This is a genomic window from Anoxybacteroides tepidamans (assembly GCF_014201465.1).
GTDB classification, from domain to species: Bacteria; Bacillota; Bacilli; order Bacillales; family Anoxybacillaceae; genus Anoxybacteroides; species Anoxybacteroides tepidamans.
The window spans coordinates 20,907-38,932 of the sequence record NZ_JACHEP010000027.1; the positions used below are offsets into that span (position 1 = coordinate 20,907).

General features: G+C 41.8%; 19 protein-coding genes. 11 read left to right on the forward strand and 8 right to left on the reverse strand.

The features are described 5' to 3' along the window. Nucleotides 1–32: 32 nt before the first annotated feature. The 3 genes from HNQ34_RS15430 to HNQ34_RS15440 all read right to left on the reverse strand — a co-directional run bounded on the left by HNQ34_RS15430 (nt 33) and on the right by HNQ34_RS15440 (nt 2,647). Entirely contained in the window at nt 33–1,952 is a 1,920-nt protein-coding gene (locus HNQ34_RS15430) for a BglG family transcription antiterminator (RefSeq protein ID WP_183256151.1), read from the reverse strand. A gap of 112 nt (nt 1,953–2,064) precedes the next feature. Further along, a complete protein-coding gene (locus tag HNQ34_RS15435) occupies nt 2,065–2,388 on the reverse strand; it encodes a YnfA family protein (RefSeq protein ID WP_183256154.1) in 324 nt (107 codons plus the stop codon). A 13-nt stretch (nt 2,389–2,401) separates the two neighbouring features. Beyond that, nucleotides 2,402–2,647, reverse strand: a complete 246-nt coding sequence (locus tag HNQ34_RS15440; RefSeq protein WP_183256157.1) for a DUF1450 domain-containing protein — start codon at nt 2,645–2,647, stop codon at nt 2,402–2,404. A gap of 180 nt (nt 2,648–2,827) precedes the next feature. On the opposite strand from HNQ34_RS15440, the gene HNQ34_RS15445 reads away from it, so the two are divergent. The 6 genes from HNQ34_RS15445 to HNQ34_RS15470 all read left to right on the forward strand — a co-directional run bounded on the left by HNQ34_RS15445 (nt 2,828) and on the right by HNQ34_RS15470 (nt 8,073). After that, nucleotides 2,828–3,556 carry an amino acid ABC transporter ATP-binding protein gene (locus HNQ34_RS15445; RefSeq protein WP_183256159.1) on the forward strand — a complete coding sequence of 243 codons (729 nt, stop codon included), beginning with the start codon at nt 2,828–2,830 and terminating at the stop codon, nt 3,554–3,556. Nucleotides 3,557–3,575: 19 nt separating this feature from the next. Continuing rightward, nucleotides 3,576–4,439, forward strand: a complete 864-nt coding sequence (locus HNQ34_RS15450; RefSeq protein ID WP_183256161.1) for a transporter substrate-binding domain-containing protein — start codon at nt 3,576–3,578, stop codon at nt 4,437–4,439. Between the two features lie 62 nt (nt 4,440–4,501). Continuing rightward, nucleotides 4,502–5,155, forward strand: coding sequence for an amino acid ABC transporter permease (locus HNQ34_RS15455; protein ID WP_183256164.1), 654 nt, complete (start codon nt 4,502–4,504; stop codon nt 5,153–5,155). A gap of 14 nt (nt 5,156–5,169) precedes the next feature. After that, entirely contained in the window at nt 5,170–5,820 is a 651-nt protein-coding gene (locus HNQ34_RS15460; protein ID WP_183256166.1) for an amino acid ABC transporter permease, read from the forward strand. 73 nt (nt 5,821–5,893) lie between these two features. Further along, on the forward strand, nt 5,894–7,147 hold the full coding sequence (locus HNQ34_RS15465) for a sensor histidine kinase (protein ID WP_183256168.1): 1,254 nt from the start codon (nt 5,894–5,896) through the stop codon (nt 7,145–7,147). A gap of 14 nt (nt 7,148–7,161) precedes the next feature. Further along, nucleotides 7,162–8,073 carry a response regulator gene (locus HNQ34_RS15470; protein WP_183256170.1) on the forward strand — a complete coding sequence of 304 codons (912 nt, stop codon included), beginning with the start codon at nt 7,162–7,164 and terminating at the stop codon, nt 8,071–8,073. 93 nt (nt 8,074–8,166) lie between these two features. On the opposite strand, the gene HNQ34_RS15475 is transcribed toward HNQ34_RS15470, so the two are convergent. Beyond that, nucleotides 8,167–8,790, reverse strand: coding sequence for a LysE family translocator (locus HNQ34_RS15475; protein WP_183256171.1), 624 nt, complete (start codon nt 8,788–8,790; stop codon nt 8,167–8,169). Between the two features lie 291 nt (nt 8,791–9,081). Here HNQ34_RS15475 and HNQ34_RS15480 point away from each other — a divergent pair, with 291 nt between their 5' ends. Next, a complete protein-coding gene (locus HNQ34_RS15480) occupies nt 9,082–9,807 on the forward strand; it encodes an NAD-dependent deacylase (RefSeq protein ID WP_183256174.1) in 726 nt (241 codons plus the stop codon). A gap of 80 nt (nt 9,808–9,887) precedes the next feature. On the opposite strand, the gene HNQ34_RS15485 is transcribed toward HNQ34_RS15480, so the two are convergent. The 4 genes from HNQ34_RS15485 to HNQ34_RS15500 all read right to left on the reverse strand — a co-directional run bounded on the left by HNQ34_RS15485 (nt 9,888) and on the right by HNQ34_RS15500 (nt 14,970). Next, nucleotides 9,888–11,240 (reverse strand): aspartate aminotransferase family protein, encoded by a 1,353-nt coding sequence (locus HNQ34_RS15485; RefSeq protein WP_183256176.1) that lies wholly within the window; start codon nt 11,238–11,240, stop codon nt 9,888–9,890. Between the two features lie 25 nt (nt 11,241–11,265). Further along, nucleotides 11,266–12,732, reverse strand: a complete 1,467-nt coding sequence (locus tag HNQ34_RS15490; protein WP_183256178.1) for a CoA-acylating methylmalonate-semialdehyde dehydrogenase — start codon at nt 12,730–12,732, stop codon at nt 11,266–11,268. Between the two features lie 384 nt (nt 12,733–13,116). Beyond that, complete coding sequence (locus HNQ34_RS15495) at nt 13,117–14,703, reverse strand: PucR family transcriptional regulator (protein ID WP_183256180.1); 1,587 nt, start codon at nt 14,701–14,703, stop codon at nt 13,117–13,119. 108 nt (nt 14,704–14,811) lie between these two features. Beyond that, complete coding sequence (locus HNQ34_RS15500) at nt 14,812–14,970, reverse strand: hypothetical protein (protein WP_312856141.1); 159 nt, start codon at nt 14,968–14,970, stop codon at nt 14,812–14,814. Nucleotides 14,971–15,183: 213 nt separating this feature from the next. Between HNQ34_RS15500 and HNQ34_RS15505 the strand changes: the two genes are divergently transcribed. The 4 genes from HNQ34_RS15505 (at nt 15,184) to HNQ34_RS15520 (ending at nt 17,884) form a co-directional block, all read left to right on the forward strand. After that, on the forward strand, nt 15,184–15,651 hold the full coding sequence (locus tag HNQ34_RS15505; RefSeq protein ID WP_183256185.1) for a YkyA family protein: 468 nt from the start codon (nt 15,184–15,186) through the stop codon (nt 15,649–15,651). A 709-nt stretch (nt 15,652–16,360) separates the two neighbouring features. Then, nucleotides 16,361–16,921, forward strand: a complete 561-nt coding sequence (locus HNQ34_RS15510) for a class I SAM-dependent methyltransferase (protein ID WP_183256187.1) — start codon at nt 16,361–16,363, stop codon at nt 16,919–16,921. A 382-nt stretch (nt 16,922–17,303) separates the two neighbouring features. Beyond that, nucleotides 17,304–17,546, forward strand: a complete 243-nt coding sequence (locus HNQ34_RS15515) for a rhodanese-like domain-containing protein (RefSeq protein WP_246364260.1) — start codon at nt 17,304–17,306, stop codon at nt 17,544–17,546. A gap of 143 nt (nt 17,547–17,689) precedes the next feature. Then, complete coding sequence (locus HNQ34_RS15520) at nt 17,690–17,884, forward strand: hypothetical protein (RefSeq protein WP_183256189.1); 195 nt, start codon at nt 17,690–17,692, stop codon at nt 17,882–17,884. Nucleotides 17,885–18,026 lie beyond the last annotated feature (142 nt).

Below are 18,026 nucleotides of genomic sequence, written 5' to 3' on the forward strand. Positions count from 1 at the left end.
GTTGCGTAAAGGAAAAAATAAACCAGCATGTTTTAAACACGCTGGTTATTTAAAAATGCACCCAAAAATTGTTGATAAGTTTGACATTTTAATAACTGCTGCACTTTTTTATAATCATCCACAAGTCCGCCCAACATTTTATACATTTTTTGCAAATCAGCTTTGCTATTTTTTTCAACGCTTAATAAACAAACGAATTGAACTCGTTTATCCGCCCATATAATTGGTTTTTCCAATGTGCAAATTGCCCAAAATGTTTTATCTGTTTGTGGAACTAACGGATGTGGAATAGCCACAAGATTCCCAAAGCATGTAGGAGAAATGGCTTCCCTTTCTAACACGGACTGCTTAAATGTTTCATTTACAAGACCTAACCGCTGTAGCTGAGCACATAAAAATTCTAGCACTTCTTCCTTTGTTTCAAACGGCTGGTTAAGAAAAACGAGCTGTTCATTTGTATATTCTAATTCAACCTCATCGCTTTCTGAAATGATCGTTTCAATCTTCTTAAAATCCTCTCCCCCAAGAATAGCGTTTACTTCAATCACAGGAATAGGTAGTTTATCATGAATCGGGATTGTGCTAATGATAAAATCAATTCCTTCTAAAGATCGCTGTTTCAATTTATAAAATTCAGTCGTTCCTAATATATCAAGCTTTGTACTAAATTTATCTTGCAGCTTATACTGTAATAATTTTGCACTACCAACTCCTGAGGCACAAACAATTAAACATTTTTTGGGTCTATTACTTATCTTTTTACGCTCAATCGCTGCACCGATATGAAGCGCAAGAAACCCTATCTCATGTGCATCAATTTCTATTCCTGTTTTTTCTTTAAGTACCATCCCAGCAATAATTCCTGCCTCAAATGCAACAGGATAGCTAGATTTGATAGCTTCAAGCATCGGGTTTCTTAAATTCATGCCATATCGATAGCGGTTTATCGCCGGCTTTAAATGTAAGCACATCGCAATAATTAATTCTTTATCATGATTCACACCAAGCGCCAATTTATTTTCAATCACTTCTAGCATGTCCGTGACAATTTGGTAAACATCCCGATCAATGTACGACTCGATTTCTTGTTCGACGAGGTCAGAGTGAACAATCATATTCGTGCCGAGCAAATGAATCGTAATATATGCCACTTCTGACGAAGGAAACAACACGTGCAACTGTTCTTGAATCTTTTGAATGATGTTTTTGGCAATTTCATATTCTTTATGTCTACTTATATGGTGAATTTCCTCAAGAAACATAGAAACATAATTTCCACTCCGTATTCGCTTACAAGCAATCGCAATATGAATCATTAAATTGTGTAGACGAACATCTGACATCGTAATTTGATGTTCATGCACTTGTTCTAAAATAACTTGATGGATGAACTCCATTTCTTCTTTTGGAAGAATTTCAGCTTTCGAATCTATTTCTTTTCGGCTAAATATATATTCCGACATACAGAAACGGAGCTTCATTTCCTTTCCTTTTAGTTTTAATCCGTAATTCGGACGTTTCTCTAATTCAATTTCATACGTCTTTAAAATGTTTTTCACTTCGCGTAAATCGTTTTGGACAGTAGATTTGCTGACAAACAACTCATCCGCTAATTCCTCTAATTTTACATATTCTTCTGTCAAAAGAAGTCGCTTTATTAAATATTGCACACGTTCTTCTGAACAGTTTGGGACGGTCGAGAGGTCTTGTTGAAACATTTCTTTTAACCATTTTCGAAAAAGGGCTTCGTCCTCCACTACAAGTTCATACCCTCGTCCGCGTGATGATTTAACTAATGCACCGTTTTTGTTAAGAATTTCTTCTAGTTCTTTTATATCATTACGAATTGTCCGTGACGTCACTTGAATAACGTTTGCTAAATACTCACTTGTCAGCGGTTGGTCTGCAGACATTAGTTTGCGCAAAATATTTATCATTCTTGCATTAAGCACACTCACCCCTCCACCGCTTTTTTATTTTTATAATAATCGTTGCTTCTGAATGTGACTAGTTTTTTCTTATGTTTTTCAAAAACTTTTCTACTTTGCGGTGAAGAAGGCATTTCTAATTCCTCGGTCCCCATAAGATTATCAACACACCAAGCAAACAGACCGCTGAGCCGATCCAGTCGTATAAGTCAGGCGTTTTGCGGTCGATTCCCCACCCCCATAAAACGGATAAAACGACAAAAACGCCGCCGTATGCCGCATACACCCGCCCAAACGACGGAAACTGCTGCAACGTCGGAATAATGCCGTAAACGATTAAAATTACTCCCCCAACCAATCCGTACCAGAGCGGTTTTGATTCGCGCAACGAAAGCCATATCAAATATCCGCCGCCAATTTCAGCAAGTCCCGCTAAAACGAATAACGCTAACGCCGTCATCAATTTCACTCCCTTATTTCCCACGAAATTCCCACCAGTCTTTCGCTAGGCGATAGGTTACTTCACAAAACAACTCATCCACTGTGCCACATTTGACCATTTCTCCATCAATAAACGCAAATGGGCCATTTTTACATGCTTTGCATTTCCCTAAACAGTCTTTTCGTTTCACTTTCACTTCTTTATACGTCCGTTTCAAAAATTTACATAACTTTTTTGTTTCGTACTTATTTTCCTTGCAAAAACAAATTTTTGTCATGATGCAAACCCCTCTGTATATCGATAAGAATTATCATTTTCATTGTATCATAAAAAAAATTAACCTCGTTGAAAAAAATTCTCTCTTTTTTCTTGTTGTTTTTTGTAGATTTCAGTAGATTGCTTTTACATTTAATTCAGAAAAGAAAAAATATTTAAAAAATAGAAAGGGGGGGAATCATTGATTTATTTTCATCAAGTCAATAAACATTACGGAAACTTTCACGTCCTTAAAGATATAAATCTTTCCATTGAACAAGGCGAGGTCGTTGTCATTATCGGTCCGTCCGGTTCCGGAAAAAGCACGTTAGTCCGCTGTATCAATCGCCTTGAAACGATCACAAGCGGTGAATTGATCGTTGACGGTGTGAAAGTCAATGACAAAAATACGGATATTAACAAACTTCGCCGCAACATCGGCATGGTGTTTCAGCACTTTAATTTGTATCCACATAAAACTGTGTTGCAAAATATTACTCTTGCTCCGATGAAAGTATTAGGCATTTCTGAAAAAGAAGCAAAAGAAACCGCGATGTATTATTTAGAAAAAGTCGGCATTCCTGATAAGGCGAACTCCTACCCGACAGAGCTGTCCGGCGGCCAGCAGCAACGCGTCGCCATCGCCCGAGGACTGGCGATGAAACCGAAAATTATGCTGTTCGATGAACCGACATCAGCGCTTGACCCAGAGACGATTGGAGAAGTACTTGATGTTATGAAAACTCTCGCAAAAGAAGGAATGACGATGGTTGTTGTCACGCACGAAATGGGATTCGCCCGTGAAGTAGCTGACCGCATCGTCTTTATGGACCAAGGAAGAATTCTTGAGGAAGCGCCGCCGGAGCAGTTTTTCGCCAACCCGCGCGAAGAACGGGCACGCCTGTTTCTTAGCCGTATTCTTAACCATTAATATAAAGGGGGTTTTTTTCATGAAGTTAAAAAACATTTGGAGAAAAATGATGGGGCTTGGGCTTGTCGCCATGCTTAGCGCCACCGCTTTAGTTGGCTGCAGCAGCGAAACAACGACAGGAAGTAAAGAAAACGAAACGAAAAAAACAGAAAAACAAGCATCAGAAAGTACGTTAGACAAAATTAAAGAAAGAGGAAAATTTGTAGTAGGCGTTAAGTATGATTTAAATCTTTTCGGTTTAAAAAATCCGCAAACAGGCGAAGTGGAAGGATTTGATATCGACATCGCCAAAGGGTTAGCGAAAAAAATTCTCGGTGATGAAAATAAAATTGAGCTAAAAGAAGTGACATCGAAAACGCGTATTCCGATGTTAAACAACGGTGAAATTGACGCCATCATCGCAACAATGACCATCACCGAAGAACGGAAAAAAGAAGTCGATTTCTCTGACGTTTATTTCATGGCTGGCCAATCGTTGCTTGTCAAAAAAGATAGCAACATTAACGGAATCGCTGACGTAAATAAAAAAGGAGTCACTGTATTAACGGCAAAAGGCTCGACTTCCGCGCAAAACATTCGGGCAAAAGCGCCAGAAGCAACCGTTTTAGAGTTTGAAAACTACGCTGAAGCGTTTACGGCACTTAAAGCTGGACAAGGCGACGCGCTTACAACGGACAATGCGTTGCTTTTTGGAATGGCAAAACAAGATCCAAACTTCCGCGTCGTCGATGAAACGTTCTCTGAAGAACCGTACGGAATCGCTGTTCGCAAAGGCGACAAAGAACTTTTAGACGTCATTAACGAATATTTAAAAGAAATTAAAGCAAACGGCGAATACGATAAAATTTACGAAAAATGGATTGGCGAAAAGCCAAAACAATAACGAAATGACGATGAGCGGAAACTATCCGCTCATCTCTTGTTAAGTGGAAAGGAGGCACCAAGATGCTCAACTATTCGATTCTTATCGAACATTGGGATATGTATACGCAAGGGTTTGCGAATACATTAAAGGCAAGTGTCCTCGCGTTAATCGGCAGTTTAGCGATCGGAACGGTAATGGCCGTTTTTCGCATCGCTCCCATTCGGCCATTAAACTGGATTGGCGCTGCCTATGTCGAATTTATTCGCAACATCCCGCTTATTTTAATTGTCTTCGTTTTTTTCGTTGGCCTGCCTGCAATCGGCATCCGTTTCGATTCGTTCACAGCTGGAACGTTAGGATTGACGGTTTACACCGCTGCTTTTATTGCCGAAGTCATCCGCGCAGGAATTCTCTCCGTCCCAAAAGGACAAATGGAAGCCGCACGGTCATCGGGACTGACGTATTTGCAAGCGATGTGGTATATCATTTTGCCGCAAGCGATTAAAATCGTTATACCGCCAATGGGTAATCAATTTATTAATCTTGTCAAAAACTCTTCCGTTCTTGGTGTCATTGCAGGACTGGATCTAATGTATTTCGGCGATTTAATTTCTTCAGAAACGTTTGTCACATTCGATGTGTATATTTTCGTTGCGATATTTTATTTGCTTTTAACTATTCCTCTCAGTCTAGGTGTTGGTGCTCTCGAACGCCGCCTAGCTAGAAGTCGATAAAGGTGGGGTGAGAAATGGATTTTATCGGTGCATATGCTCCAGCTCATTTAAAGTTTTTGCTTGAAGGATTTGCGGTCACGCTTAAAGTCGCTTTTATCTCGATTTTATTTAGCTTTGCCATCGGCATTGTCATCGGCGTGTTACGCTATAGCCGAATTCCTTTCGTTTCCCACATTCTTGCAATAGGAGTTGAAACGATTCGTAATCTGCCGTTGTTGTTGATTATTTTCTTTACTTACTTTGCTCTTCCAGAAATAGGATTCAAACTCGATAAATTTTATGCCGCGATTTTAGCGCTTGTCATCTTTGAATCGGCGATGCTTTCCGAAATTGTGCGGAGCGGGCTGAACTCGATTGAAAAAGGGCAAATTGAAGCCGCACGGTCATCGGGACTCACCTATACGCAAACGCTATGGCATATTGTCCTGCCACAAGCATTGCGCCGTATGGTCCCACCGATTGTCGGGCAGTTTATTTCTTTATTGAAAGATACGTCGCTTGCTGTCGTCATCGCCTTGCCAGAATTAATGAACCATGCGCAAATTATTAATGGACGAAATGTAAACTATGTCATTCCGATTTTTTTATTAGTTGCGATTATGTATTTTATCGTCAACTATTCGCTCTCACTCATTTCTCGAAGACTCGAACATAAACATCTATAAATATTTCCTTAATCTCCGTTTCCTGTATAATAGGAAATGGGGTTTCTCATTTTCATAGACAGAGGAGAAAATGATGCGCGAACGTATTGTAATATTACTGATCCTCACATTAGCTACTGCTCTTTTCGGGGAAATGAAAGTCAATCCGTTTGGAAGCTCTTTCCGCTTTTCTTTAGGAAGCGCCGTCTTCTTTTTCGGTCTTATTTGGTTCCGTACGATTCCGACTGTATTAACTGGTCTTTTTACAGGTCTGTTTATTTTAGGATTTAGAGTTCTAATTGATATTGTGATGAGAGAAACGTTATGGTTCGATAGTTTACTCTCTCATTTACCAGCTGCTTTTTACTACGTTACCTTTGCTTTACTTGTGCGTATTTTGAAAATTCGTTCCTATATGGGGGTTCCGATCCGTGCAGCGCTGTTTGGAGCGGCCATTGATTTCGCTTCTAATATGGTTGAGTTGCTTATTCGCCAACTTATCGGTGAATCATTAATCATTACTCAAGAAATAGTTTTTATGTTACTTTTGTTCGGAATTTTACGAAGCTTCTGTGTTGTCGGGCTATATAACATTTTAATGTTCCAACATATGCAAGCTTTAGGAGAAGCGCGCAGACAAGAGCTCGAACGCCTTGTAATGATTAATGCAAGCCTTTATGAAGAAGCATTCTATTTACGTAAATCGATGAGTCATATAGAAGAAATTACAAGAAAAAGCTATGAGCTTTATATGCGTCTCATGGAGTCGGAAAAAGTAGAACCGAGCACCGCTCTCTATATTGCCGAACATGTGCACGAAGTCAAAAAAGACTCGCAGCGAATTTTAGCCGGTTTGTCCGAATTGATCAATCAAGAGCAGCTTGATTTGCGTCTTCCGATTACCGAGCTCTGCGGTATGGTTATTCGCGCCAATGAAAAATATGCGGAGCTTTTAGGGAAATCGATCCAATTTCAAACGGTATGTGATATCGACCTGTCGACCCGCCACGTCTATGCCCTTCTTTCTGTCTTAAATAATTTAGTCGCTAATGCGGTAGAGGCCATCCCGTCGTCTGGCTGGATCCATCTTCGCGCGGAACTTGCGCACGGTGACATCATTTTTTCAATCACCGACTCGGGCCCTGGAATTCCCGAGGAAGACCGCGATTGGGTGTTTCAGCTTGGCTTTACGACAAAATACGATGAACACGGCAACCCATCAACTGGCATTGGGCTAACGCATGCTCAAGAAATTGTCCATAGTTTCAAAGGGCGTATCGTGCTGACAACGGATGAATACTCACGAACCCAATTTCAAGTGAAAATCCCTAGCTATCAATTATTTTGAAAGGAGAGGATGCAATGTCCTTGCGCTTTTTTCTTATCGAAGACGATGCGGTCGTACGAAAAATGCTAGAAAAAATTATTGGAGAAAGCGGACTTGGGGAAGTCGTAGGGCAAGCAGAAGATGGTCTTCACGTATCGGCAGACCAGCTATATTCCGTTGATGTCGTGTTAATTGATCTACTCATGCCGGGGCTTGACGGCATTCAAACGATAAAAAAATTACGGGCACAAGGATTTGCCGGTCCGTTTGTGATGATTTCCCAAGTCGAAAACAAGGAAATGGTCGGAAAGGCATACCTTCATGGGGTCGATACATATATTCATAAACCGATCAACCGCTATGAAGTCATCTCGGTCTTAAAACGAGTTGCCGAGTACCTTTCCGTTGCCTCGTCGCTCGATTCGATCCGCCGTTTGCTGCAAACGTTAGAAAAAAATAAAAACGGACACATTCCAGCTACAACATATAAAACAACACATACGGAACAGAAAGCAAGACAGCTTCTTCTTACGCTAGGCATTGCCGGAGAAGCAGGAACATCTGATTTATTGTCGATTATACAATGGCTAGAAGAACGGGAACGCCACGGCCAAGCCGCGCATGATTTGCCGCAGCTCAAAGAACTATATGCACAAATTCTTCAGCACGTTCACGGCATTTACGATGAACAGTTGCTACAAAAAGAAATGCGTGCAATGGAACAACGCATCCGCCGCATGGTTCTGCAAGCATTTACCCACTTATCTTCGCTTGGTTTAGCCGACTACACGAATCCTACTTTCGAACACTTCGCCCCACGTTTGTTTGATTTCGAGGAAATCCGGCTCCGCATGCAGGAGCTCGAAGCTGGCGAGAAAGCGACGAAATGCCGAATTAATGTAAAAAAATTTTTAGCCGCTTTTTATATGGAAGTAAAAGGAGCATAGCGATTGCATATGCTCCTTTTCAACCCTTAACTTTACATAACATTTTTCTCGTCAACATAAATAAATTCTTTTCATTAGCCAAGCGAGCGACCGCTACTTTTCGCTAAACGCGATCTGGATGCCGATCCACCCTAACAGCAGCCCTTTCATCACGTTTATCCGCTTAGCAATAAAATGATTAGCAAGCAAGATATGTCGCAGTTTTTCGGAAAACACGCTGACTATCACAAAAATCAATAAAGCTTGAACGAGAAAAATGATCCCGAGAACGAACATTTGCAAGCTCACATGTCCTAATGATTTATTTACAAACTGCGGCAATAAAGCTAAAAAGAACAACGATACTTTCGGATTTAAAAGATTCATCAAAATCCCTTTTTTATAGAGAGCTTTATACTCTAAAGGCTTCTGATCGCCAATAACAAAGCCCACCTCTTTTTCTTTCCATGACTGCCATGCTAAATATAGCAAATAAGCAGCGCCAGCATATTTCACTACCGCAAACGCCAACGCCGACTGATAAACAAGCGCTGAAATGCCAAGCGCAGCGGCGGTTATATGGACGATTAACCCCGAACAAAGCCCTAGCGCTGTAGCGATTCCTGCTTTCTTATTTTGTGAAATGCTTTGGGCGATCACAAATAAAATATCCGGTCCTGGCATGAGCGTCAATAAAATCGCCACACCTAAAAAAGACATCGTAAGAGTAAAATCCATGTATACCCTCCTCTGAGTAAATCAAACCCATTATTGATTACAGTTACTGTTCGAACCATTCGATTATGCGCATACTATCTCGATTAAACATCACCCCAATTATGTTTTATGTTTCAATTTTCTTTATTTTTAGTTAAAATGTATAAAGAAGTTGATACAATGTCAATGTCATATGACGAAAACGCATGATCAACAGCACCAAACAATTGCAAATAAGAAAATTGAATACGGTTGTTGACTGTATCAGTTGATTGAAATAGATAAAATTGTAAATCATAAGAAGGTGAACATATGTTGGCAAAGTGGCTATTGAATTCCGATTACACAGTCGTGCTGACAGGGGCAGGAATGTCGACAGAAAGCGGATTGCCTGATTTTCGTTCAGCACAGAACGGATTATGGCAGAAAAAAAATCCGCAACAATTAGCGAGTACGCATGCACTTGAGCACCATCGAGATGAGTTTATCTCTTTTTACCAATACCGCATTCGCACGCTTCAACAATGCCAACCGCATGCAGGACATGCCCTTTTAGCTGAATGGGAAAAACGAGGGATGATACAAAGCATTATTACACAGAATGTAGACGGTTTTCACCAACGAGCAGGCAGTGAAAACGTCATCGAGCTTCACGGATCGTTGAGATCGGTTCACTGCCAACGCTGCCATCAAGTATATGAAAGCGATATATATCTTCGCGACGATTTTACTTGTACTTGCGGCGGGTTTTTGCGCCCGTCTGTTGTTTTATTTGGTGAATCACTGTCTATGGACGCGATGGAAAAGGCGTGGCTTGCCGCACAGCAAGCAAAATTGTTCATCGTATTAGGTTCTTCTTTGCAAGTATCTCCTGCCAACCAGCTCCCGCTCATCGCCAAAAGAAATGGTTCCAAACTCGTTATCGTCAACATGGAACCGACAGAATTAGATGAATGGGCCGATATCGTCATCCACGAACGGAAAATCGGTGACGTTCTGCAAGAGATCAACAAGGAGTTGCAAAAAGAGCGACGATGATCGCACACGCTATCACCGCGACAGACGGGGGCGGGCAACGGTTCAAAATTCGAAAAAGGAGAGTACATGACTCCCCTTTTTTATTTTATTTGCGCCAACGCTTCTGTAAGCGTTTGAACTAAAAACGAAAGATCTTCTTTCTCAATGGTCAACGGCGGTGACAACGTTAACACGTTATTAAACCCGGCGACCGTCGCTCCGTTTTTGCCGATGATCAATCCATTTTCTTTACAAATGCCAATGACTTTATTGACGAGCGATACATCGAGCGGCTCTTTTGTCTTTTTATCAACAACCAATTCAATCCCGATGAGCAAACCTTTGCCGCGCACATCGCCGACGTAACGATGATCTTGCAATTTACGTTTTAGCTCATTTAGCAATTGTTCGCCGACTTTTTGCGAACGCTCGAACAATTTTTCCGTTTCCATGATTTCTAAATTTTTTAAAGCAAGCGCGCATGCGGCCGGATTGCCGCCGAACGTGTTAATATGGCGGAAATAGTCATATTCTTCCGTCCCTTTGAACGCTTCATAAATTTCTTTGCGGACAGCTGTCGCTGATAACGGCAAGTAAGCGCTTGTAATCCCTTTCGCCATCGTAATGATGTCCGGCTTCACTCCGTCATGCATAAATCCAAACGGTTTGCCCGTCCGGCCGAAACCGCAAATGACTTCATCAACAATGAGCAACGCGCCATGCTTTTCACATACTTCTTTCACCGCTTGCAAATATCCATCAGGCGGAATGAGCACTCCTCCCCCGGTAATGATCGGTTCCATAATCACCGCCGCAATCGTTTCGCTCAATTCCCATGTCATCACTTGGTCAATCGCCTTCACTGATTTCAACTCGCGCGGATTAACGGCTGTTTCCTCATCGCGATAACTGTCCGGAGGAGCAACGTGAATAAACCCTGTCGCAAGCGGTTCATATTTGTACTTCCGCTGTGCCTGACCAGTGGCGGCCAATGCCCCCAATGAATTGCCGTGATACGCCCGATAGCGGGAAATAATTTTATAGCGGTGATAGTCGCCTTTTTGCTGGTGGTATTGTCTTGCGATTTTAAATGCCGTTTCGTTCGCTTCCGACCCGCTGTTAGAAAAGAAAATGACATATTCATCGCCAAGAAGTTCGTTCAATTTCTCACCTAATTGAATCGCAGGCACATGACTTTGCGTGAGCGGAAAATATGCGAGCTTCTTTAATTGTTTGTAGGCTGCTTCCGCCAGTTCTTCGCGGCCGTAACCGACGTTGACGCACCATAGGCCGGCCATCGCATCTAAATATTTTTTCCCCGTATGATCCGTTACCCAGCATCCTTTCGCTTCCGTCACGACGAGCGTCGCCTGCGGGTTGTACGGCTTCATCGAATGCCATATATAGCGTTCATCTTTTTCCAGCAACAGCTGGCTTTGATCGGTTTGCACCATCGAGATTCCCTTCCTTCTTCACAAATTAAAAATCAAACCGAGAAGTAATCATTTTTTTGCGCGTATAAAAATTCACCCCGTCTTTGCCGTTTACATGAAGGTCACCGTAAAACGAATCTTTCCATCCAGAGAATGGGAAAAACGCCATCGTCGCCGGTACTCCGACATTGATTCCTAGCATTCCTGCGTCCGCCTCTTCGCGGAATTTCCGCACCGCTTTCGCGTCTTTCGTATAAATGGTCGCACCGTTTCCGTACCGCGATTTGCGAATATACGCAAGCGCTTCGTCTAAATCTGCCGCGCGCAACAAGCTAAGGACAGGCGCAAAAATTTCTTCTTTCGCAATCGTCATCTCTGGTGTAACATGATCGAAAATCGTCGGCCCAAGGAAATTGCCTTGTGGCAGTTCTTCCATCTCTTTTCGCCCATCCCGAAGCAGAGTTGCCCCTTCTTCAATGCCTTTTTCGATGTATCCCAACACTTTTTCGCGGTGCGATTGGCGAATGACAGGAGTCAGCAATACCTCTTCATCCAAGCCGTTGCCGATAATCAATTCATCTGCTTTCTGTTTTAACACTTGCACAAACTTCTCGTTATCGCCGACCACAACGACCGCGCTGCAAGCCATACAACGCTGTCCGGCGCTGCCAAAAGCAGAGCTAATAATGTGCTGTGCGGCAAGCTCAATATCGGCATCCGGCATGACAATATGATGATTTTTTGCCCCCGAAAGCGCCTGTACGCGTTTTCCTTTCGCCGCTGCCCGTTCATACACATATTTGGCGACCGGTTGTGAACCGACAAACGAAATCGCTTGAATGTCTTCGTGGTCAATTAATGCATTTACGACATCATGCGCTCCATGCACGATATTGAGCACCCCAGCTGGCGCACCTGCTTCCGTGAATAGTTCTGCTAATTTATTTGCTAAAATCGGCGTGCGTTCGGACGGTTTAAGCACAAACGTATTTCCGCACGCAATCGCCAACGGAAACATCCAAAGCGGCACCATCATCGGAAAATTAAATGGGGTAATTCCCCCGACAACGCCTAGCGGATAACGAAACATCTCTGAATCAATGTCTTCCGCAATTCCCGCTAACGACTCGCCCATCATTAAAGTCGGAGCTCCTGCGGCAAACTCTACGCACTCGATGCCCCGTTGAATCTCCCCGTACGCTTCTTTATATGCTTTACCGTTTTCTAGAACGACAAGTTTTGCTAGTGCTTCATGATGCTCATTTAACAAATGATGAAATGTAAACATCACGCGCGCCCGTTTCGGAACCGGAGTATTTTTCCACGTTTCGAACGCTTTTTTCGCGACTTGAACAGCCTTCTCTACATCTTCTTTTGTCGAAATCGGAACTTTTGCCAACACTTCTCCTGTTGCCGGATTCGGAACTTCCAACGTTTCTGTTCCGCTCGATTCCACCCATTGTCCGTTAATAAAATTTTTTAAAACAGTTGTTTCGCTCTTCGTAACCGCCATCATAGTCCCCCCTATTGGCTTAAGATGTACTAAAATTATCTCTCAGTTTGTAAAGGCATTCATTAGACATAATGTAAAAATTGTATCCATACCCATTCCACAATATGACAATCCTTCTTAACTTTATGACTACATAAGAAAAGCGCAAAGCGCCCGCCTATCGGCGAAGATCGCACAAGCCCCACCGAGGAGGCTCAGCCCAAGCAAAGCTTGGGCTTGCGTGGGATATTTCAAAGAAGGGAATTCAGCGTGTCGCCGCCGAAAGAAGGGGCGGAGCGCATCACACCGATGGCGCTTGAAGCTAGACAGTTCCCTACCCAATCGCAAAATTTTATACTTTCTTATCTTTAAATAAAAACTCTCCTACTTTTTTGTAGAAGAGTGCTATTGCTCACGGATTGCTGCTAAATATTCATATGCCTGAATCATCAATTCAATCGCTAACCGCTTTTCCGGCTTCATAAAATCCGCTCCTAATAACTGCTGTAGCTTTTGAATGCGGTGATAGAGCGTTTGCCTCACGACAAATAATCGTTCGGCCGTTTCTTTTTTCGAACCATTGCACGCTAAATACACTTTTAGCGTCTCCATTAATTGGCCATTATGCTTTTTGTCATATTGAATCACCGGTTCTAAATATTCCATGACGATTTCGTGCAAATCACCGTATTGATGAATAAAGGAAATGATTCGCGCCGTATGCAAGTCTTCATAAAAGCAGCTCGTGGCTTTTTTCCCGAGATGATGTTGAATTTTATTCGTTTCAAGGGCAGTTTGATAGCTTTTATTAATAAGAGAGAGGTTTTCGACAAATTTCCCGACACCGAATAAAAAACATGGCACTTTTTTCGTACGGATAAAATCTGATTCCATTAAACGTTGAACGCCTTCTTGCATGCGTGTTTTCCATGTTTTTATACTACGTTTGTTCAACATAATAAAAACGATGCTGTTGCGTAGATCAACCGAAAATATATAAAACCCTTGTTGTTCAAAAATCGTTCGAAATAACAATTTAAAATATGTGAGATCAAGATTAGCATGCTGCTTCAACGATTTGAATTTGCAAATGCTGACACAGCCACCTTTTGGTTTTAATTCCGGGTCATGGTCTGCTAAATAATCAGAAATCGTTTGGAAGTTATGCTCTCCTTCTAACCAGCCTTTTAGCCATTCTTGTTCTTGCATTCGCTTTTTTTCTTCGACATATAAATCGCGCAACAAATGTTGAGCAATAGCGGTCGCGGTCCTGTCTAAAATAAGAAGGGCAAATTCGCTTATTTCTTGCTGTAGCGAAACGATGGATAACTCTGCGTATTCGTTGCTAAAAAGTTGAATCGATTGAGAAGCGGCCTGGTTGGATGGCTGTGCTAAATGCTCAAGCAGCTGCATTTTCTTTTTACCCGGGCATTCCGGTACAAACTCTGCTTCTTTTCCATTGATTCGGAAAATCACTTGATGACCTAAATAATGGTGCAAAAACTTCAAAATTTCATGATAGTGGTCAATCGACAACAACTTTTTGTTCAGTTGCTGAGAATATGCTTCTAAATTCGAGATCATTTGATAATGCTGGTTAATCAAATATGTATGAATATCTTGGGTAATTTCCACAAACGGAACTTCTTTTAAAAAGAGAATGAGCGGGAAGTGGTGTTCATCAGCCAGCCGAATCACTTCTTGCGGAATAGAAGAAGTGTAGGTTCCAATTTCGATGCACAATCCAGAGGCGTCACATTCAATCAACTGCTGTAAAAAAGAGAGAAACAGCGATTCGTTCTCCTTCCAGCCTACGCCAGTAGACAAGATCAATTCTTTCCCGTTTAACAATTTGTAAATTTTGGTAACCTCTACAACATGCACCCACTTCACGATGCGGTTCAACCCTTGATGCCCTGCTACTACTTGTGTATGCTCAAAATGCTTCCTTTGCAACACATCGAAAACGGTAAATTGAAAATGTTCGTGCATTCCTTTCCCTCCTTTACCGATCCTTTATAATAAGTATTCATTGCAAAATCACGGATTCCTGCTAAATGAAAAAAGGCATCGGGGAATTATTCCCGATCCCTTTTTCAACTATTGACTAATCGTAATATAGACTTGTATTTCCTTCATCATCAACTCGAATTGTTCTTGGTCTTGAAAATCGTCGCTACTCCAATTCGCCATAATCCAGCGTACCAGTTCTCCCGGCGTATTGAATATTTCGCCGCTCGTATCTGCCTTCCGAATCATATATCTACCGTTGTCCTCATCGATGGTCACTTCACACGGAAAAGCGCCGTCTTTTGCTTGTAAAAAACTCCACGACCATTCATCTTCATTCGTTTCTTAAATATTGGTTTATCAATGTGTAAAATCCTGTAATCATCTTTTTTATACATCTAGTTGCCATTTCATGATATAATGTTAAGTCGTAAATAATCGATGAACAGGAGGTGAAATGGGATGACGGAGCAGCTTCTTCAGCAAATTCTTGATACGCTCAATGTTGTCAAAACAAAAGTGGAGTCGCTTGAAGCTGGGCAAAAACGATTGGAAGAAAGACAAACGCGGCTCGAACAAGCTTTCACTCGACTCGAAGAAAGGCAAACACGGCTTGAGCAATCTTTCACTCGACTCGAAGAAAGGCAAACGCAGTTGGAAGAAAGACAAACAAAATTAGAAACAACTCAAAAATCTTTGCAGGCTGGACAAGAAGAATTATATGCGCTCGTTCAGGCGCTTATGCATCGGCAAGATGAAACAGATGCAAAACTAGAGGCATTAAGCATGGATATGCACAAACTTCACGAGAAAGTGGAAAAAAATACAGAGTTATTACATGAACTTCTTGAAAGCCATAAATCGATTTACGAACTTTTAGGTGAACATGAAGTAGCTATTCGCACATTGAAAAAGAGAAGACCTGTTTAACAAAAATTCCGTCATCATTTTCCACGTTCAAAAGATATTTTTGCCGTGGTGCTAGACAATCATCGAAACGTTAATGACCTGTATACTCTCATTCATTCGCGGTCAATCAACTAGCACCCCATTTGTTTTTCGTAAAAAACACTCGGGAATGCTGAGCGTTATTAGTTCACTTCTCTTTCTAGCAGCGTATCTCCTACTTTGCTAATCCAAACATATGCATAATGCGTGCATTGCTGCACATCCATTCCCGTTTTCTCACAAAAATAAAACGTGAGCTATGCTACAAATACTGAGCGTTAGCTTTGATCCTAACACGGCGAAAGTATCCAACCATCTCCACGTGCGAAAGTATTTTCATAACGCTTCATCTAAAGACAGTGCTGAACCGTTATGAATAGCCAGCCATATTCCCATAAAAAAGATCCTACAGACAACGCCAGCCAACGTTTATTCATCATGTTTCCCTCTTTTACTTTTTTCCTGCCCTTGCCCTTACCGACCTCTTCTCTCCTTTGGCCAGTGTTGGTCAAGGGTGAATCCGATTCCACAATCGCCTTCATTTTCCTTCAAAAGGTAGCTCGGGATCACTTTTCATAGAAATTTTGACGCTACCCTATGTCAGAAATTCCGTAGTCAATGGTTTCCTTCATTGAATCTAAAACAAATATCGTGTAATATACTTGTTAGGGTATAAAAGGAGGGACAAGAGATGAGTGGACATCGATTTCACGTAAACAAAGCGGACCGTTTGCTGCAACCGGCTCGCTACGAATTGTTGCAGCCCGAGAAGCGGATCGAGGAATTTGGCATTCAAAAAGCGGATGTCATCGCTGACTTAGGCGCAGGCAACGGCTTTTTCACTTTGCCTATGGCTGCTCGGTCACAAAAGGTATATGCGGTAGACATCGAACCAAAAATGCTGCAGTTATTGAAACAGCGTGCTGATGAACAACAACTAAAAAATATTGAGTTGGTTGAAAGCAGTTTGGACAATATTCGTTTAGAAGACCATTCGATCGATAAAGCGCTAGCAGCGTTCGTGTTACACGAAGTTCCACATTTAGACAAAACATTCGCAGAAATCAAACGGATTTTAAAACCAAACGGAATGTTATGTATTATCGAATGGGAGGCTGTCCAATCAGAGATGGGGCCTCCGCTTCACGAACGAATTGGTTCAAACACGCTAGCACAAGTGGTAAAGTCACACGGATTTACTGTCGAAGCACTTCATCTACACTCATCATTTTATGTTCTGATAGTGAAATGAGGAAGCTGCTCATGAAAAAATTTGCTCTTTTTTTAATTAGCTTACTGCTAGCGACTGGTTGTTCTACGAAATCCGGTTTTTTTTTGCAAACATAAAATTGAGCCACTTCGCTCGTAAAAACGTGAGCCACTCCATTTCCAGCGAAAACACCGTCTTGATATGGAGTGAGAGGCATGATAGGCTTGTGCCTATCGAAACACATTGATGTGTCGCCTTTCGAGTGGAATCATGCCTCTAGAGGCTCCGTGTCAAGACGCCCCAGACTTACCATTTGCCAATTTCGAAGTGGCTCACAAGGATGTAATCGGAGTGGCTCAAAATTCAATTATCAAATATCAAATACATCGGTTACACAAACGTATCTGTCGATGAAGCTGAAAAGATGATTGCCGATGGAAAAGTCGAAGTCATTGATGTAAGAACAGAAGAAGAGTTTGCATCCGTGCATATTCCAAACGCAAAGTTAATCCCGTTGCAACAACTACAAAACAGGCTCCATGAATTAGATAAAAACAAATCCTATTTAATCGTCTGCCGTTCTGGAAACCGGTCTACGCAGGCAAGCAACATCCTCGTCAAAGAAAGATTTTTCCACGTATACAAATATGAGCGGCGGCATGAATGAGTGGAAAGGTGCAATTGAACAATAAAAAACCGAGACGAAGAGTCACATACGCTGTTCGTCTGTGTTTTTCCTTCCGTAGGCATAATATTTAGTACACGAAACGATGCGAAACATACTATATCAAAAGAAGGGAAGGAAAAAACATGTATCCTATGCCTTATTACCAACCGCAATCATTCCTGCAATATCCACAGTTCGAAATGGCGGCACATCAACAAATCAAACAGCCTCTTTACCCTCATAAACAGCATTGCATGATTTATTTAATCGGTAGAGTATTTGACCGACAAACAACATACGCCATTGTTGCGTCTTGGGAAACGAACGAAATGTTTTAGCATCGCAACAAAAACAAGAGGGTGTCCCAAAAATAACGGGGCACCCTCACTAGCGTTGCACAGCTTACAAAATTAGTAAATAAAGTGTGATATAAAAAAACGTTTACGCAAAAGAAAAAAACTCCTATTGTAGAAGTGTTGG

Excerpts from the sequence above, each read along its gene's own strand:
- HNQ34_RS15435 (WP_183256154.1), bottom strand. The coding sequence starts at position 2,388 with ATGACGGCGTTAGCGTTATTCGTTTTAGCGGGACTTGCTGAAATTGGC.
- HNQ34_RS15440 (WP_183256157.1), bottom strand. The coding sequence starts at position 2,647 with ATGACAAAAATTTGTTTTTGCAAGGAAAATAAGTACGAAACAAAAAAG.
- HNQ34_RS15450 (WP_183256161.1), top strand. The coding sequence starts at position 3,576 with ATGAAGTTAAAAAACATTTGGAGAAAAATGATGGGGCTTGGGCTTGTC.
- HNQ34_RS15455 (WP_183256164.1), top strand. The coding sequence starts at position 4,502 with ATGCTCAACTATTCGATTCTTATCGAACATTGGGATATGTATACGCAA.
- HNQ34_RS15460 (WP_183256166.1), top strand. The coding sequence starts at position 5,170 with ATGGATTTTATCGGTGCATATGCTCCAGCTCATTTAAAGTTTTTGCTT.
- HNQ34_RS15465 (WP_183256168.1), top strand. The coding sequence starts at position 5,894 with ATGCGCGAACGTATTGTAATATTACTGATCCTCACATTAGCTACTGCT.
- HNQ34_RS15470 (WP_183256170.1), top strand. The coding sequence starts at position 7,162 with ATGTCCTTGCGCTTTTTTCTTATCGAAGACGATGCGGTCGTACGAAAA.
- HNQ34_RS15475 (WP_183256171.1), bottom strand. The coding sequence starts at position 8,790 with ATGGATTTTACTCTTACGATGTCTTTTTTAGGTGTGGCGATTTTATTG.
- HNQ34_RS15480 (WP_183256174.1), top strand. The coding sequence starts at position 9,082 with ATGTTGGCAAAGTGGCTATTGAATTCCGATTACACAGTCGTGCTGACA.
- HNQ34_RS15485 (WP_183256176.1), bottom strand. The coding sequence starts at position 11,240 with ATGGTGCAAACCGATCAAAGCCAGCTGTTGCTGGAAAAAGATGAACGC.
- HNQ34_RS15490 (WP_183256178.1), bottom strand. The coding sequence starts at position 12,732 with ATGGCGGTTACGAAGAGCGAAACAACTGTTTTAAAAAATTTTATTAAC.
- HNQ34_RS15495 (WP_183256180.1), bottom strand. The coding sequence starts at position 14,703 with ATGCACGAACATTTTCAATTTACCGTTTTCGATGTGTTGCAAAGGAAG.
- HNQ34_RS15500 (WP_312856141.1), bottom strand. The coding sequence starts at position 14,970 with ATGATTCGGAAGGCAGATACGAGCGGCGAAATATTCAATACGCCGGGA.
- HNQ34_RS15505 (WP_183256185.1), top strand. The coding sequence starts at position 15,184 with ATGACGGAGCAGCTTCTTCAGCAAATTCTTGATACGCTCAATGTTGTC.
- HNQ34_RS15510 (WP_183256187.1), top strand. The coding sequence starts at position 16,361 with ATGAGTGGACATCGATTTCACGTAAACAAAGCGGACCGTTTGCTGCAA.
- HNQ34_RS15515 (WP_246364260.1), top strand. The coding sequence starts at position 17,304 with ATGATTGCCGATGGAAAAGTCGAAGTCATTGATGTAAGAACAGAAGAA.
- HNQ34_RS15520 (WP_183256189.1), top strand. The coding sequence starts at position 17,690 with ATGTATCCTATGCCTTATTACCAACCGCAATCATTCCTGCAATATCCA.